This is a genomic window from Dellaglioa kimchii (assembly GCF_046115505.1).
GTDB classification, from domain to species: Bacteria; Bacillota; Bacilli; order Lactobacillales; family Lactobacillaceae; genus Dellaglioa; species Dellaglioa kimchii.
This window is the reverse complement of the sequence record NZ_CP170736.1, coordinates 108902-125478: the sequence shown is the minus strand read 5'-3', so window position 1 is coordinate 125478 and position 16577 is coordinate 108902. Positions and strand designations below refer to the sequence as shown.

The 16577-nt window shown below is 35.0% G+C and carries 15 protein-coding genes; 4 read left to right on the top strand and 11 right to left on the bottom strand.

What is annotated here, in order from left to right:
- Nucleotides 1-22: 22 nt before the first annotated feature.
- The 7 genes from ACE83Q_RS00565 to ACE83Q_RS00535 form a co-directional block, all read right to left on the bottom strand.
- A complete protein-coding gene (locus ACE83Q_RS00565; RefSeq protein WP_409022204.1) occupies nucleotides 23-772 on the bottom strand; it encodes a WxL domain-containing protein in 750 nt (249 codons plus the stop codon).
- A 54-nt stretch (nucleotides 773-826) separates the two neighbouring features.
- Entirely contained in the window at nucleotides 827-1588 is a 762-nt protein-coding gene (locus tag ACE83Q_RS00560; protein ID WP_409022203.1) for a WxL domain-containing protein, read from the bottom strand.
- A gap of 27 nt (nucleotides 1589-1615) precedes the next feature.
- The gene (locus tag ACE83Q_RS00555) at nucleotides 1616-2329 is read right to left on the bottom strand and encodes a WxL domain-containing protein (RefSeq protein WP_409022202.1); all 714 of its coding nucleotides are present in this window, start codon (nucleotides 2327-2329) and stop codon (nucleotides 1616-1618) included.
- A gap of 79 nt (nucleotides 2330-2408) precedes the next feature.
- Complete coding sequence (locus tag ACE83Q_RS00550; RefSeq protein ID WP_409022201.1) at nucleotides 2409-4934, bottom strand: hypothetical protein; 2526 nt, start codon at nucleotides 4932-4934, stop codon at nucleotides 2409-2411.
- 489 nt (nucleotides 4935-5423) lie between these two features.
- Nucleotides 5424-7922 (bottom strand): hypothetical protein, encoded by a 2499-nt coding sequence (locus ACE83Q_RS00545; RefSeq protein ID WP_409022200.1) that lies wholly within the window; start codon nucleotides 7920-7922, stop codon nucleotides 5424-5426.
- Between the two features lie 283 nt (nucleotides 7923-8205).
- A complete protein-coding gene (locus tag ACE83Q_RS00540; protein ID WP_409022199.1) occupies nucleotides 8206-9267 on the bottom strand; it encodes a DUF916 and DUF3324 domain-containing protein in 1062 nt (353 codons plus the stop codon).
- The gene (locus tag ACE83Q_RS00535) at nucleotides 9260-9895 is read right to left on the bottom strand and encodes a WxL domain-containing protein (RefSeq protein ID WP_409022198.1); all 636 of its coding nucleotides are present in this window, start codon (nucleotides 9893-9895) and stop codon (nucleotides 9260-9262) included. Before ACE83Q_RS00535 ends, ACE83Q_RS00540 begins: the two co-directional genes overlap by 8 nt.
- Nucleotides 9896-10105: 210 nt before the next feature.
- Between ACE83Q_RS00535 and ACE83Q_RS00530 the strand changes: the two genes are divergently transcribed.
- From ACE83Q_RS00530 to ACE83Q_RS00515, 4 genes are all read left to right on the top strand, one after another.
- Nucleotides 10106-11578: a helix-turn-helix domain-containing protein gene (locus ACE83Q_RS00530; RefSeq protein ID WP_409022197.1), complete on the top strand. Its 1473-nt coding sequence runs from the start codon at nucleotides 10106-10108 to the stop codon at nucleotides 11576-11578.
- A complete protein-coding gene (locus ACE83Q_RS00525; RefSeq protein ID WP_409022196.1) occupies nucleotides 11571-11990 on the top strand; it encodes a hypothetical protein in 420 nt (139 codons plus the stop codon). Before ACE83Q_RS00530 ends, ACE83Q_RS00525 begins: the two co-directional genes overlap by 8 nt.
- A gap of 112 nt (nucleotides 11991-12102) precedes the next feature.
- Nucleotides 12103-12696 carry an ATP-dependent Clp endopeptidase proteolytic subunit ClpP gene (gene clpP / locus ACE83Q_RS00520; RefSeq protein ID WP_409022195.1) on the top strand — a complete coding sequence of 198 codons (594 nt, stop codon included), beginning with the start codon at nucleotides 12103-12105 and terminating at the stop codon, nucleotides 12694-12696.
- A 125-nt stretch (nucleotides 12697-12821) separates the two neighbouring features.
- Nucleotides 12822-13340 (top strand): DsbA family protein, encoded by a 519-nt coding sequence (locus tag ACE83Q_RS00515; protein ID WP_409022840.1) that lies wholly within the window; start codon nucleotides 12822-12824, stop codon nucleotides 13338-13340.
- 62 nt (nucleotides 13341-13402) lie between these two features.
- Here ACE83Q_RS00515 and ACE83Q_RS00510 read toward each other — a convergent pair whose 3' ends face one another.
- From ACE83Q_RS00510 to rapZ, 4 genes are read right to left on the bottom strand one after another with little or no spacing between them, the layout of a single operon-like run.
- Nucleotides 13403-13654 carry a kinase to dihydroxyacetone kinase gene (locus ACE83Q_RS00510; protein WP_409022194.1) on the bottom strand — a complete coding sequence of 84 codons (252 nt, stop codon included), beginning with the start codon at nucleotides 13652-13654 and terminating at the stop codon, nucleotides 13403-13405.
- A gap of 26 nt (nucleotides 13655-13680) precedes the next feature.
- A complete protein-coding gene (gene whiA, locus ACE83Q_RS00505) occupies nucleotides 13681-14619 on the bottom strand; it encodes a DNA-binding protein WhiA (protein WP_409022193.1) in 939 nt (312 codons plus the stop codon).
- 20 nt (nucleotides 14620-14639) lie between these two features.
- On the bottom strand, nucleotides 14640-15659 hold the full coding sequence (gene yvcK, locus ACE83Q_RS00500) for a uridine diphosphate-N-acetylglucosamine-binding protein YvcK (RefSeq protein WP_409022192.1): 1020 nt from the start codon (nucleotides 15657-15659) through the stop codon (nucleotides 14640-14642).
- Nucleotides 15656-16540, bottom strand: a complete 885-nt coding sequence (rapZ, locus tag ACE83Q_RS00495; RefSeq protein WP_409022191.1) for an RNase adapter RapZ — start codon at nucleotides 16538-16540, stop codon at nucleotides 15656-15658. Before rapZ ends, yvcK begins: the two co-directional genes overlap by 4 nt.
- Nucleotides 16541-16577: the final 37 nt, after the last annotated feature.

Below are 16577 nucleotides of genomic sequence, written 5' to 3'. Positions count from 1 at the left end.
TAGAAATTGATATGACTTAATTTTATAAACCAGCGTCTGTTAATGTCCATGTTAAATCTGTTGTATATGATGAACCAACCGTTTTAGCTGAATTACCAGGCACTTTTAATGAAACAGCTTTACTTGCTGTATCTTTTGTAGCATCAGCGTCGTATACACCAAATGAATCTGTCCAAGTCCCCATACCTTGATCCTTACCGGCATCTAAGACTGCAACGTCAGCACCAATTGATGTTGTAATTGTAGCGTTAGCTATAGCTGGATCTGTTGTTCCGCCAATATTTTTAGAATTTAAAGTTTGTGTTCCCATATTTAGCTGTGCGCCATCTAAATCAGTCTTACCATCGTTAAATTGTGCACCTTGTTTAACTGAAAGTTTCCAACCAGCATTTGATCCACGTTTATCTGTTACTTGTAGGTAGTTAGCTCTTGTAACTTCTTTACCATCTTTATCAGCTAATTTAACAGGTGCTGCGTAGTAAGTTGTATCGTCTCCAGAAACTTTATTTTTTGAACCAAAATCAAAGTTAGAAACGTAATCAATTGATAAAGGACCAGGTGTTCCTGGGTTTGGATTATCTGGGTCAGTTGGATCTGTTGGTCCTACTGGGTTTGTTGGATCCGTTGGATCAACGGGTGTTGTTGGATCTGTATTTTCCATAAATCCAACCTTACCTGTTGATGTATAATCTGCAGCATGTACAGCTGGTGCTGCAGCTAACCCTAATGTTGATAAAATAATTGCGCTTGTAACGATTTTAGTTGTTTTCATAATTTATTTCCCCTTTATATAACCTTTTTTATTTTTTATTGACTAATTTAAATCTTATAAGTTAGCGTCTGTAAGTGTCCATGTAATATCTGATGTGTATTTTTCTGCAACTTTTTTACTATCACCAGGGATAGCTAATTTAACAGAAGCTTTAGCTTTAGCAGCATCTGTTGTTGCGTTACCAAAGGATTCAGACCATGTACCAGAACCTTCACCATCTTTAGCTTGCATAACAACTTTGTCCCCTGATGCAGCTGAAATGTCAACGCCATCCGTTAAAGTTGATGGTTTTGGTTTTGTTGCGTTATTATCAGCATTAGTTGCTTCAGGATTAGATAACGTAATTGTTGTCCCATCTAATTCTGATTTTGTTGTTTCGCTTGTAAATGCTTTTGCTTGTTGAACAGTAAGTTTCCAACCTGCTACTGTTCCACGGTTATCTGAAACTTGTAAGAAGTTTGCAAGATCTTTATCAGCTCCGGATGCGTCTTTAACTGTCACTAATTGAGAGTCATATGTTTCGTTGTTACCTGACATCTTTTGTGCACCAAAGTTAAAGTTAGAAACATAATCAATTGCTAATGGGCCACCAGTTCCTGGATTTGTTGGATTTGTAGGGTCTGTTGGATCAACAGTATGTCCTGGATCTGTTGGATCAGTAATACCAGGGTCTGTTGCTCCATCATTTTTAGTCAATTCAACGTTACCATGTGATACATAATCTTTTGTTTCTGATGCGTTAGCCGTTGTAGCAGCCGTTCCTGTAATACCTAATCCAAGTAATGCAGCGAATAATAATTTATTTGTTTTTTTCATAATATATATTTCCCCTAATCTCTTTTTTTATAGTTTAGCATCTGTCAAAGTCCATGTTAGTTCAGACTTATAAGCCCCTGCTACTTTTTTCGACTCAGCTGGAACAAACAATGAAATACTTTGTTGAGCAGCTGTATTATCTTTACCAAAACGATCCGTCCAGGTCCCCATACCATTGTCCAACTTAGCTGTCATCACAGTAACTGCCTTACCATCTGGCTTAATTGCTGCTTGACTATCCGTTGGTCTATGCAGGTTACTACCATTAACAACACCATTCATCAACGTGATAACCGTTCCATCTAATTTATTTTTACCATTCATAAATGGATTGGTCTGTGCAACGGTTAATTTCCACCCTGCGTTTGACCCACGGTTATCCGTTATCTGAACATAGTTTGGATAATCTCCGACTTTACCGTTCTTATCAGCTAACTGGTCAAGTTGTGCATAATAAACACTATCTTTGCCAGAAATTTTTTGTTGACTGAATTGTAAGTTCGAAACGTAATCAATCGATAATGGACCTGGCGTCCCCGGATTAACAGGTCTAACTGGTTTTACCGGATCCGTCGGATTAATTGGATTAACAGGTCGTGTTTCATCAGTACTTCCAACTAACTCAATAGTCGCATGCGATTGATAGCCCACTATATCGCTTGCTGAAACTTGCGTTACGGCGAAACCAACAGGTACCATGCTTCCTAAAAGAATCCCCATAATCGTACTTCTTTTTAGCATCGTATTTTCTCCCCTCGTAAGATTTTGGTAGTTTTTAATATTAGCAATATGCTAACGATTAACATTAATTAAACAAGGTTTATGAATGTGGCGTATCCGCTAACGTCCATGTTAGTTCCCCTGTATAGTCCCCTGCTTTAAGCGAAGGGTTCTTTCCATTAAGTTGAACGATAATTCCTTTGTCGCTTGCCCAACTTACTTCTTGAGTTACCTCAGATTGCCCTGAACCAACTTCTGCACTATTTGATTCTATATCTTGTGATTGACCAGATGCATCTATATATGTCAATACACCATTTAACTTAACATTAGCATCGTTGTGCTCCGTTAACGGTGTTGTAAGTTGAGCTGTTAAGGTCCAAGCTTGTTTACCCGCGTTAGAAACTTGTACGCTATTAACATGAGGGTCAGGGTCACTACGTTGAACTTTAAAGTCTTCTCCACTGTAAGGTAACGTAACACCTAAAAAAGAACCGTAATTAGTTGCCCCAGGTCCTTCTGTAATTTTCAATCCACCTGTAACTTCAATGTTGATGGTCTTTTTTAAACCATCCGAATTTTTGATAACTGCCTGATAGATACCATCAGTTGAAGCTTGCTTAAGTGTCGTTGAATCAACGCTTACTTTAGATTCAGCACCAGTTGCTAACAACCAGCCTTTAGCTTCACTAGTTTTCATAATTAATGCAGTCAACTCATCAGTTGTTAATTTTTGAATATCTACTTGCTTTACGCCAAACCCTTTTGCATAAAGGGCAGAGACTTTATCAGTTGCAGTATCACTATCAGTTACAGTAACGGGTACAGCTACTTTTGCAATTTCATTTGGCTTAACGACTGTATCTGTTAAAAGCATATCTTGGATGTAAAAGCCCGCCTTTGTATTAATAAGTGGCTTGCCTGATGGATTTGTTGCATCAATTTTTAAGGTATGTGCATTAACTGTTGGTTGATTAATAATTGTTAAATTATTAATTAAGTCTGTTTCACCTGTCTTAACCGCATCACCAACTTTGATTGTTTGTGGGATAGCAGTTGCACCTAATTTGTAAAGGTTAACTGTTACCGTAACAGGTTTTAACTGTTCTACTTCACTATCGTCAACAGCTGTCACTATTATCTTATTTGAACCCAATTTTAATTTAGAAGTGTCAATGTTTGCACTATAATCAGCACTAGTATCTACCTTACCTGTGTCGTACACATTCTCTGTTGTTCCTGACGTTGACCCATCTGGATAGGTAATTTGAATATAACCTTTACTGCCATCCTTATCTAAAACCGTTCCTAAAATTTTAGGTCTATTAGTTTGACTTGTATAAGCATTAATCGTTTGTTCTTTTACACTTGCATCAGGTGCAACAGCTTCCTTATATGTTTGATAAGAACCCGTTACGAGTGTTCCTCCTGGTTCCAAAGTTTTCGGATTAGCTTTTATTATGAACCCACTATCGCCTTTAAATGGGTTATCTGGATTCTTAATATCTGAAACGGCAATAATTTTATTATGTGGTGATTTTTCCATTCCAGTTCCAAGTGCACCACCATTGAAATAATTATTTAAATGACCAGTATTCGTAACATTTGGTATATCTCCGCCTGTGTAATTTGTCCATCCACCTAATTTGGTATTATTTCTTGGATCATTTAATTTGAAATTTAAACTATGTGCTGACCCAACCATTTTGAATCCTTCATCAGGGCCTAAGCTTTCAATGGTAACAGCATCCTCATCAACAAATGTATCGACGCCCTCAATAGCTCCAACTGCGCGAGCCGTTGTGTCATTGTTAGTAATACTAAAATAGCTATAAACACCGCCACTAGCATCATAAACTTCCTCAAACGTATAACTTAACTTATACTTTGTATCATACATAATTGCCTTAAATCCAGTACCAGTTTTATTTTTAAAAAGTTGATATCCAGTGATATCCTTACCTTTAACTGCAGATTCAATTGTATAAGGAATTGATGAATAGGATGATACCAACCCGTATCCACGATTACCTGGGACACTATTATTAATAATAATTCCATATGATTTCCTTGGAACAGGATTTATTCCAGTATCAAACATATAGGCCCAACCAGGCTTATTAGAGCCACTGACGGGATCATTATTTAATAACTCATTCATTTGAAAAGGAAAATATTTATTTCCAAAATATAATACAGGTTCGCCAGGTTTATTCTGTGAACCCGACTGTGAAACAAACGCCGTTGCTGACTCCGCTGCATAATCTTTTGTTGTATCCCAATAATCATCAGGAAATACATCTTTTGTTGGTCCAATATATCCAGCTGCTCTCGTAACGGATCTAGTACTTAGTTTAGTTTTTTCTGATGATTTAGCTTTTATTTTTGATTTATTTTCTACAGATTCACTTAATAAGACCTTTTTTTCTAATTCACTTGATTCTTTAATCGTTAACTTGCTTGATGTTTCATCTGATGATTCGCTTGACATACTGCTCTCATCAGTTTTAGCAAACACATTAGGTTCTCTATGACTGGCCCCCCCAGCCAACAATCCTGCAAAAACGGCACTTGTCATGATTGTTGCTGAAACCCATTCTTTTTTTCTGTTTTTATACTCTCTCATTTTTTAGCCCTCCCCAATCCTTACTTTTAACTTATTAATTATTTTATTAATTTAGTCTATTTGATTTCACTAACCTATTGCCAATTCATTACTATCCGCTATTTATCTAGCAATTTCTATTAACTTTTATTAAATACGCCTTTTAGCAAAGTTAACTCTCAACCTGTACTTTTTTTGTCTTCGATTAACATGTACATATTATATCTTCAATGGTGTACGATGTTAAATCAAATTTTTTGTTTTTTTTAAAATATTTGAAAATTAAATAAATCATAATTGTTCATAAGTTTTATCTCATCATAAAACGAAAGTTATTAAGACACTAAAATACGAATAAAATTTAGTTATCATTAATTTTTATTAAAAAAATCCATATCAATACTTAACAGTATTGATATGGATTTACTATCGTTTTGGATTGTTAGTTAATTCATCATTAATCCGCTGAAAATATTCCAATCATTTACGATTAAACTAGAAACTTAAATATTAAGGCGTATCCTCTAGTGTCCACGTTATTTCCCCAGTATAGGCTCCAGCTTTAAGTGAGGTATTACCTCCGTTAAGTTGAGCGATAATTCCTTTGTCTTTATCCCAACGGACTTCTTGAGTTGCCTCAGATTGACCTGAACCAACTTCTGCACTATTTGATTCTATATCTTGTACACCATTAGCTGAATTGACATACTCGAAAATACCAGTTAATTTATCATTATTACTATTTGTTAACGGTTTTGTAAGTCGAGCAGTTAACGTCCAAGCTTGTTTACCTGTATTAGAAATATCCACACTGCTATTGGTACTAGAATCACTACGTTGGAGCTCAAAATTTTCTCCGCTGTAAGGTAACATCACGCCACTGGAAGAACCATAGTCAGTTGCGGTAGGTGCTGATGTAATTTTTAACCCACCTGTAACTCCTATATTAATTGTTTTTGTTAAACCATTTGAATTTTTAATAACTGCTTGATAACTGCCAACAATTGAAGTTGGTTTAAGCGTTGTTGACGCAACGCTTACTTTTGATTCAGCACCGGTAGTTACCAACCAACTCTTCGCTTCACTAGTCTTTAGAATGAATGTATTCAACTCAGTAGTTGTTAATTTTTGAATATCTACTTGTTTCACGTCAAATCCCTTGGCATAGAGAGCTGAAGTTTTGTCAAATGCAGTATCACTATCAGTTACAGTAACGGGTACAGCTACTTTTGCAATCTCATTTGGCTTAACGACTGTATCTGTTAAAAGCATATCTTGAATGTAATAGCCCGCCTTTGTATTAATAAGTGGCTTACCTGATGGATTTGTTGTATCTATTTTTAAGGTATGTGCATTAACTGTTGGTTGATTAATAATTGTTAAATTATTAATTAAGTCTGTTTCACCTGTCTTAACTGTATCGCCAGCCGCAATCGTTTGTGGAATAGCAGTTGCACCTAACTTAAATACATTAACAGTTACAGTAACTGGTTTTTCTTGACGGTTATTACCTGGATCAATTGCCGTAACTAATAGTTCATTCTTACCTGGACTCAATCTAGACATATCAACTGGGGCTGAATAAGCTTGTTTAGTGTCATAAGGCGTCTTTTCTGATGTTCCATCAGGATACCCGATTTCAATGTTACCTTTTGTATCATCTGCATCAGAAACAGATCCCGTAATTACGACACTTTTTTGATCACTATAACCATTTATTGTTGCCGTTTTAACGGTTGCGACAGGAGCAGCACTAGGTGTCCCTTGCTTATAAGTGAGATATGACCCATTAACAAGTGTTGCACCTGGTACTAATGCCACTGCATTAGCCTTCATAGCATACGCATTATTACTGTAAGCTGGCATAAGCCCAGGATCTTTAATATTAACAACTGATATATCTTTACCTGCTGCCAGACTTTCTTTCCCAGTTCCCGTTAATCCGGTTGTTCCAGTAAAGTAATAAGGTAGATTTCCAGAATCCATAATCCGAGTTTGAAGGCCAGCTGTATAATTTGTCCATCCACCTAATCTAGCTTCAGTTACAGGATCATTTAATCGTAGACTTAAAGAATGAATGCCACCAAACTCAGTCCCGAGCATGTTAAATCCAGCATTAGGCCCAAGACTATATAATCTTACTTTATCAGAATCTACATAAGTATCATTCACTTCCATAGCGCCAATTTGGTGTTGAACTGAATCATTATTTGTAATACTAAAATAGCGGTAGACACCACCCCTATTACTATAGACTGACTCAAAAGTGTAACTAACCTTGTAACTAGTATCATACATAGTTGCCTTAAATCCGGTATTTGTGTGATTTTTATAAAGATGATAATCAGTAATTGACTTATCTCGAATACCACCCTCAATACCAGAAAAAGCCATCACTGGGTCAGATTCGTTTGCTCTATACTTTCGAGCCATTTGGTTATCTCTAATTAGCCCATGTATAATTGAAGGTCGTGGATTCTTTCCGGTAGTATACGTATGTGACCAAGATGATAGATTATTACTATCAGCATCATTATTATTAGTTAGTTCACTAGGCTGAAATGGTTCAATGCTATTTCCAAAATACATAACTGGGTCATCAGGTCTATCAGTCCTCCCAGATTGTGAAACAAACGCCGTTGCTGACTCCGCTGCATAATCTTTTGTTGTATCCCATGAACTTTGAGGTATTACATCGTTTGCTGGTCCAACGTACCCAGCTGCTCTAGTACTTAGTTTAGCTTTTGCTGACGGTTTAGCTTTTATTTTTGATTCACTTTTTTTTATTGTGATTGATTTAGTCTTTAAAAAGTAACTTGATATCGCTTTTTTTCCTGATTCGCTTGCGGCTTTATCTGATGATTCACTTAACATACTGCTCTCGTCCGTTTGAGCAAATACACTAGGTTCCCTATGACTGCCCCCCCCAGCAAACAATCCTGCAAAAATGGCACTTGTCATAAGTGTTGCTGAAATCCATTCTTTTTTTTTACTGTTATGTTCTCTCATCTTTTATCCCTCTCTAACACTTAATTATCTTATTTATTTGATCTTACTTTCATATCGTTAAGTCATTGTCATCCCCTATTTTTCTAACAATTTCCATTAACTTTTAGTAAAGTGAAGATACAATATGTATATGCTACATTTACAATTATTATGTACACATTGTATCTTCAATGGTGCACGATGTTAAATCTATTTTTTCCCTTTTTTTAAAATATTTGAAAATAAAAAAAGTTATTACTTAAAGGACAACAACCCTTAGTTAATAACTTTTCATTTAAATCTTTTAATTTTTTTGTTGGTACTTTCTTTTTAATCTTCGATTAATCCATAATATAACGAAAACATTAACGATTATCAGTAAGAACAAGAGTAATATCCAATAGATCCAGTAATTCGTTTGATCGATTGTAATATCCTTCTCATTCAATATTCTTGCTTTTGATCCACTTACCATGAATTTCTGTTTAAAATACCATGCTTGATTTTTAGAAATCATCTCTGCACTAAGTTCATAGGTACCACTTTTTAGTAATTCACCAGCAGCTAATGGAATTGGAAAAGTAACCGCACTGGTTGGGGCAATTTGCATGTCCTTATTACTTGCTCGGTATAATACTTTCGAACTACCTAACCGTCTGACTTGTGTATTTATTTGAACTTTATTTAAAAACATAGCGCTCTGATTTTCAAATCTCGCAGCAATCACATTACGTGCATTAATTTGTGTGATATCAACCGTTTTTAATTTTACTTGTGCGCTAGTTACAGGTTGTTCTCCATGGAATATTACCGCAGTCGTATATAAATAGCGATTATCAATAACCGCTCGTTCTGACTTTGTTTGAGACTGAGCATCATTGTCTTCAATCACCGATATACCACCCGCAACGACACCTGCAAAAGTCGTATTGGGTAACGCAACATCCAAAGTAACTATTTTTTCACTTTTTGCAGGAACAGTTATCCTATTTTGATTAACTGTAACTGCTTTTACCACTGAAAACGGCTGTTGGGACAATACTTTACTTTGTGATTCCGCGTACTCCACAACCCCATTATAGTTTGTTGTTGCATCTCTAATAAGGACTTTAAATGTTAATGATCTATCAATAAGATTAGCTACCTTAATTTTCAGCTGTGTTTTAGTTCCTGGTGCTGCTTTTAAATCAAAATAAGTTTTTTTCTTATCTAATTGATAGTCAGATGTCATAGGTTGGACAGAAAAGTCAACTTGGCTGGCATTAACCTGCTTAATGCCCACTCCGAATAAAAATAAAATGCTGAATAAAAATAAATAGCCGAATCTTTTAATAAACGTTGTGGTTATCATTTCATTATTATTCATTTGATGGCACATCATTTAATGACCATGTGATTTCACTACGATAGACATCCGTCATCTTAGTTGCCTCGCGGGGAATATTCAAAGCGATACTATTTCCTTTAGTTGCCCCATTCCCAAAACGGTAAACCCAAGTGCCATATCCTTCATCACCTTTTGCGGCAACGACTACTTTATTAGCCCCTACAGACAAATCAAAATTTTTCTTATAAAATCCAGGTTTTTTATCCGCAGAAATAGAAACAAGTTCACCATTACTGAAACTGAGATAGGCACCCGTTAACGATTTATGCGTATCTTCAGATTCAAATTGGCGACTCTGTTTAGCTTCAAGTACCCAACCATTTTCAGTTCCGCTAAAGTTTGAAACTTGAACATAATTGGGCGTGCTAGCCCCTGTTGTCATATCTTGTGCTTTGGCATAACTTTTTTTATCATTCGAATCAATTTTAGTTGTATTGAAACTAAGGGAAGAAGCAAAATCGACTGTTGTTGCTCCAGATTGAAAATCCATAGACAAATCAGATTGCGCACTACCACGATTAGTTTTCGCCGCTTGAATCGTTGCCTCAGATGCAGTCATATAGAGACCTAATAGTGTTACAAAGGCGCTTAATACTATTTTATTCATAAAGATTTCCCTCTCCCTGTCTAAAAAAATTACTCTTCTGTTATTCCTATAATTTGAATACATATATTAATGACATGTTATTTTATATCACCACTTTTGTCAATTTTTTTAAAAATATGATAATTATTGATTCTAGATTTAAATGCAAATCGTTGTAAATTCCCCTATAATGGACAGTACATACTCTTTAATGAGGAGGAATCGCGATAAATGGACTTTATATTTAACAAAGATGATATTCGTAAGTTAGAATTATTTTCTTATCTTGAGAATACTTATGACCAATCTGCTTCGCAAACAGACATTCAAAAACATTTTAAATGGTCAAAATATTATACAGCAACAACAATTAAATCTTTAGAAGAAGATCTTGTCACTGAAGGATTAGACGATTACTATTTATTAAAAGTTAGCAATAACAAAGTCAGTCTACAAAAAAATGGCTTAGATTCCATTGATCACCTATTACTTCTATACGCTAAGCAGTCACCTCAATTTTTGATGCTGAATGCGCTATTTACTAACCCTAATTTTAGTATAGAATCCTTCACCGAGTCGTTATTTTTAAGTGAAGCAACTGGCTATCGAACTAAGAAATTTTTAGATGATATGTTACAAAAATTAGGCTTTAAAACCACTAAAAACTTTCAATTAGTAGGTCCTGAAGAAAATATTCGTTTATTTTTTTATAATCTTTATTTAGCTGTCTATAAGAACTACAACTTCCCATTTAATGAAGAAATTGATCGTAATTCTAGTTTATTTTCTAACCAATTAATTTCTAGCTTAAATCTTGATCTCACACAAATACAATTATTGAAACTAAAGTATTTTTCAGCGGTTCTCATACAAAGTTTATCTTCCAATCGAAATGATACTAATCGTTTTGCTGATGTTAATTTTGCTAATTCAGAATCAATTATGTCCGATATTCAAGATTGCCTTCAAGAAAATCCAGGTATTAACGGACTTACGGATGAACAGTTATCAATTGAAACAGTATTTATTTTAAATTTCCTTTATATGGAAGACATTGTTGACGTCACATTTAATAACTCACCTTTCTTTTCACAAATTGAATCACTCAATAATTTTGTTATTAAAGACTTACAAAAGTTCTTTGATATCACATTAAGTGAACAAAGTTATATGACACTATTTGACGAATTATCTCGTATTCATTTTTCTAGTTACCATAGTGCTCAAATTGATTTCAGTTGGCAAGTTGCCGTAGATAATACTATTTTAAAAGAAAATTATAGTTGGTTTTATATCTTCGTTGACCAATTAATAACTAATTTAACAACGAATGTACCGGATATTTTTAAAGAAAAAAATATTAACATGGGTCGTTTAAAATCAGAATACCTTTTCCTATTCATTCGTTATATTGATTTACCAACCGTTTCAAAACCGGTGCATATAACAATTGATTTTTCAAAAGGAAGTAACTACAATGATTTAATTCACAAAAATCTTGATTCAATGCCCTTCTTTAATTTGGAAGTTAACTACAAATTAACAGATCAAACCGATATTTACCTTTCTGACTTTTTAATGGCAGATGTCCCCAGCCGCTACCTAATCTGGAATAGTCCACCATTAGCTTCTGATTGGGAGATATTTGCTAATATGGTTGTTGATATTCGAACAGATAGTCAGGAGGATAACACTAATGCATAAAAAGTTTAGAACATCCCGCCTAACTAGAATTTCTTTAGCCTCAATCGTAGCTAACTTGTTCATTTTATCCATGTATGTACCCAAACAAATTAAAGCAACACCGCGAAGCGATAGTGAAGATTCTCGTGTAGCTCCTGTGAATCCAATGGATCCCAGAAAAAATGCAGAACCTGTGTCCCCTAAGGTTTCGGCACCTAAAAAACAAAAACCGCGTAAGGTTAAGAAAAAAGTAACAGATAAATCACCAATCGCTTTTGTTTCAACGCAACATTCTGTAACACCCATTAAACCGCCTGTAGCCCTTTCAGTATCTTATTCTGGCTACTTGGTCCGTCATTTATCAGGGAACCTACTCTATGGTTCAAAAACAAGATCATCAGATGCGATTATTTTAAAAGAAACTAAAGAATAAATTTAGTTTCTTTTATTTGACCTTTTTTGACCAAGGGTTTAAACTAGCATTACATTAGTTCAAATGCTAATATAAAAAAAGTAAATAATAATAAATTCGGAGGTTTCTAACTATGAATATGGTTCCTACAGTTATCGAACAATCTGCCGGTGGCGAACGTGCCTATGATATCTACTCTCGTCTTTTAAAAGACAGAATCATTATGTTATCTGGCGAAGTTAATGATGATATGGCAAATGCTATTATCGCTCAATTACTTTTCTTAGACGCTCAAGACTCAGAAAAAGATATTTCAATTTACATTAACTCACCCGGTGGTTCTGTTTCAGCCGGTTTAGCTATCTACGATACAATGAACTTCATCAATGCTGATGTTCAAACAATCGTTATGGGTATGGCTGCTTCAATGGCCAGTGTATTGGCAACTGCTGGTACAAAGGGTAAACGTTTTGCATTACCTAACTCAGAAATTATGATTCACCAACCACTTGGTGGCGCTCAAGGTCAAGCAACAGAAATTGAAATTGCTGCTGCACATATCTTGAAAACAAGAACATTGATTAACCAAATTTTAGCTGATGCAACTGGTCAAGATATTAAAGTTATCGATAAAGATACAGATCGTGATAACTTTATGACTGCTGATCAAGCAAAAGAATACGGTTTGATTGATAAAATTATGACTAACAAAAAAGGGCTTAAATAAGCTTTAACGTTTAAGGACACTAACAAGTTAACTTTTGTTAGTGTCCTTTTTTGAGCGGATAATTATTCAGATGAACCCGTCTTATGCTATACTGACGCTAATAAATGAAGACTGGACTGATAAAAATGGATATTTCAATTATTGATGTTTCAAAAGTAAATCGGGACTTTGGACTTGTGATTGGTAACTCTGACGCGCCAAAAACAATTGTTGAGTTTATTAACCTACGTTGCCCCTACTCAAAAGAATGGTTCGAAAAATCTAAAGAGACTTTAGATTCTTATGTTGCAGACGGACGTGTAAAACGTGTCATCAAACTTTTTGATAAAGAAAAAGAATCCTTACAACGTGGTAATGTTGCTCATCATTATCTTCCTTTAGATAATCCGCAAGAATCTTACGATTTAATAACTGAATTATTTAAAACGCAAGATACGTGGAAAGACTTAACACTAGATGAGGTTGCTGCCTATATGGAAAAGACCTTTAGTTTAACTGACGTTTCTGATAAAACTTACATTAACACAATTATCGCTGAAGCTAACGCTGCAAATATTCAATTTGTTCCAACCGTTATCGTTGACGACCATATCTTTGATGAATCAATGGATTTAGCTACCTTAAAATCATATTTAGATAAATAAAAAATACGCATATAATTAATAGCTAAGATAAAAGCTATCAATTATATGCGTATTTTATTTGGTTAACCTTTTAATCCTTTAGATTGTCTGACCATATCTTCAACAACGACATCAAAGATTTCTCCAAGTCCAGCACAATATTCTAATATTTCCCATGGCGCATTTGTATGGAAATGCAGTTTCATTAAATCAGAATCTCCCGCAACAAGTAAACTATCACCTTTAAACTGACGTAAAATCTCATCGTTCAATTGGTCTTCGTCTAATGTACTACCTTCTATTAGTAGCTGCGTATCATATTTAAATGTTATCATGCTATCTCACCTCTTTAAAATCTCATTTATTTTTCGCCAATTCGAACTTTCTCAGCAAATTCGTTAATTTTTCGTAGTCGATGATTAATCCCAGATTTGGAAATTGGGCCACCCGGTACTAAATCGCCTAATTCTTTCAAACTAACTTCTTGATGAACCAAACGTGTTTCAGCAACTTCTTTTAATTTAGAAGGTAATTGTCCTAAGCCAACGGAGTGCGCGATAAACTCAATGTTAGCAATTTGTTTATTCGCAGCATCCGCCACTTTATTCATATTAGCTGTTTCGCAATTAACCATGCGATTAACTGAATTACGCATATCACGGACAATTCTAATATCTTCAAACTTCAACATGGCCGTTGTTGCGCCAATTAATGACAAGAAATCAGCAATTTTTTCTGCTTCTTTTAAATAAACGATATAACCACTTCGACGTTCAGTCATTCTAGCGTTGAATCCAAATTTATTAATCATTTCACAAATTGTTTGATTATGTTCTTCATAGACTGAATAAATTTCCAAATGATAACGGCTTGTTTCAGGGTTATTAACAGACCCACCTGCCAAAAATGCCCCACGTAAATATGAACGCATCATCATATCATCATGGGCCAACAGATCCATTGGTACACCCATTTTAAGTTGCATATCTTCAATGATATCCAAGTCTTTTAAAACAAAATCACTACCTGTTTTTAAACGTACAATATAAATATTATTTTTCTTTAATTTCATTTTACGACGAACTAATAGTTCACTTGTAATGTCATAAAATTCATTTAAAAGTTCATAAATCCGTCTCGCAATTGCGGGATTTTCAGTCTGAACATTTAAAACAAATTGATGATTAATAATACTCAAAGACCCATTCATTCTAATTAACGCCATTAACTCTGCTTTAGCATTATTTTTTCTGACTTTGAGGGTCGTTAATTCTTTTTTTACTTCACTTGCATATGACATTCTCTCACCTTATCTCTGTGCTAAATAGTCTTTCTATGTCTTAATTCGCGATTTGGTCGACCAACTAACCGGATTAATTCTTCAACGACTTTATTGCCATCATGGAAGACACCTTGATCTTTTAATTTTAAGAAGTTAGATGAAATCACTCGACAATGTTGTTCTCTCAATCCATTAAAATCATGTTCAACTTGAATTAAATTCTCATCGTATTTTTCTTTATCCATATAACCTTCAGGGACCGGTGCCGTATTCACAAGCACTGTGTTCACAAAACATTTACCTAGATGCCCATTCAAAATACGCACATGATCAGCATCAGTAAAATGTTCTGTTTCACCCTTTTGCGTCATAATATTACAGATATAAACAACTTCTGCTTTTGTTTCAGACAGTGCCTTACCCACATTACCAATAACTAAATTAGGCAAAATACTTGTGAACAAGCTCCCAGGTCCGAGGACAATTTGGTCTGCTTCAAGAATAGCTTGAACAACTTCTGGTACAGCTTCTGGCACACTAGTTTCACTTTTTTCACTTGAGGTTACCCAAACACGCTTAATTGATTTTCTAGCGGCCGTTATTTCTGCTTCGCCCGCTAAAAAAGTGCCATCAGAAAATTCTGCATTTAATACTAACGGTTCATCCGCAACGGGATAGACATGACCATCAACTCTCATCATTTCTGATAATTCTTGGACTGAAGCAAAAACACCATTTTTCATTTCAGTTAGTGCTGCAATAATTAAATTACCAATCGCATGTCCTGCAAAAAATCGATCGGACGTATCAAACCGATACTGGAATATATCTAAATATATTTCTGGTAACTCAGATAATGCGGCAATAACATTACGAATATCACCAGGCGGCACAACATTAACGTAATCTCTGATAATACCTGACGAACCACCATCATCAGCAACCGTTACAATCGCTGTGATATCAGCATTTTTATCTCTTAAGCTTTTTAAAATAACGGGTAGCCCTGTTCCACCACCAATGACAACAATCTTAGGTCTATGTCCACTTCTTGTCATGATCGATTGACCGATTCTTTACTTTTATTAATATCTCGGTGTGTAACGTTCACCGGATAGTTAATTTTCAATTCTTCACTCAATCTTTTAGCTAAGGCAACTGAGCGATGTTGTCCACCAGTACAGCCAATTGCAATCGTTAAATTGGTTTTACCTTCACCTTCGTAGCCAGGTAAAATTGACTCAATTAACGATTCAAATTTGGTATAAAAACCTTCTGTAGCTGGTTGTTTCATCACATAATCATAAACAGCCTTATCTAAGCCAGTTTGTGGTTTTAATTCTGGAATATAGTGTGGGTTAGGTAAGAAACGAACATCCATCACGATATCTGCATCGATAGGTAAGCCATATTTAAATCCGAATGATAAGACTTCAACATGAAAATTAGCTGTTTCTCTGGTTTCAAAATTATGAAAAATCTCTTCACGTAACTGACGTGGTGACAAATTAGTCGTATTAATCACTAATTGTGCCTGTGTTTTAATATCATTTAGCAAATCACGTTCTTTTTCAATGCCATCCATCAGACGGCCTTCCATTGCTAACGGATGCGCACGTCTTGTTTCTTTGTAACGAGAAACTAATTCTGCATCTGATGCGTCAAGAAAGACAATTTTAGTGGTTACAAATTCAGTGTTATCAAATCCTGATAACATTTCGATAATTTCATCATAAAAAGCTCTTGATCTTAAATCCATGACAAGGGCAATTTTTGAAATTTTACCTGACTCTTTTACCAACTCCCAGAACTTAGGTAATAAAGTTGGTGGTAAGTTATCAATACAAAAATAACCTAAATCTTCAAAACTTTGCATTGCGACCGTCTTACCGGCCCCACTCATCCCTGTAATTACAACTAGCTCTAACGTATCTGTCATATTAATTCCTCCAAATCTACTATAATTATTATAACAT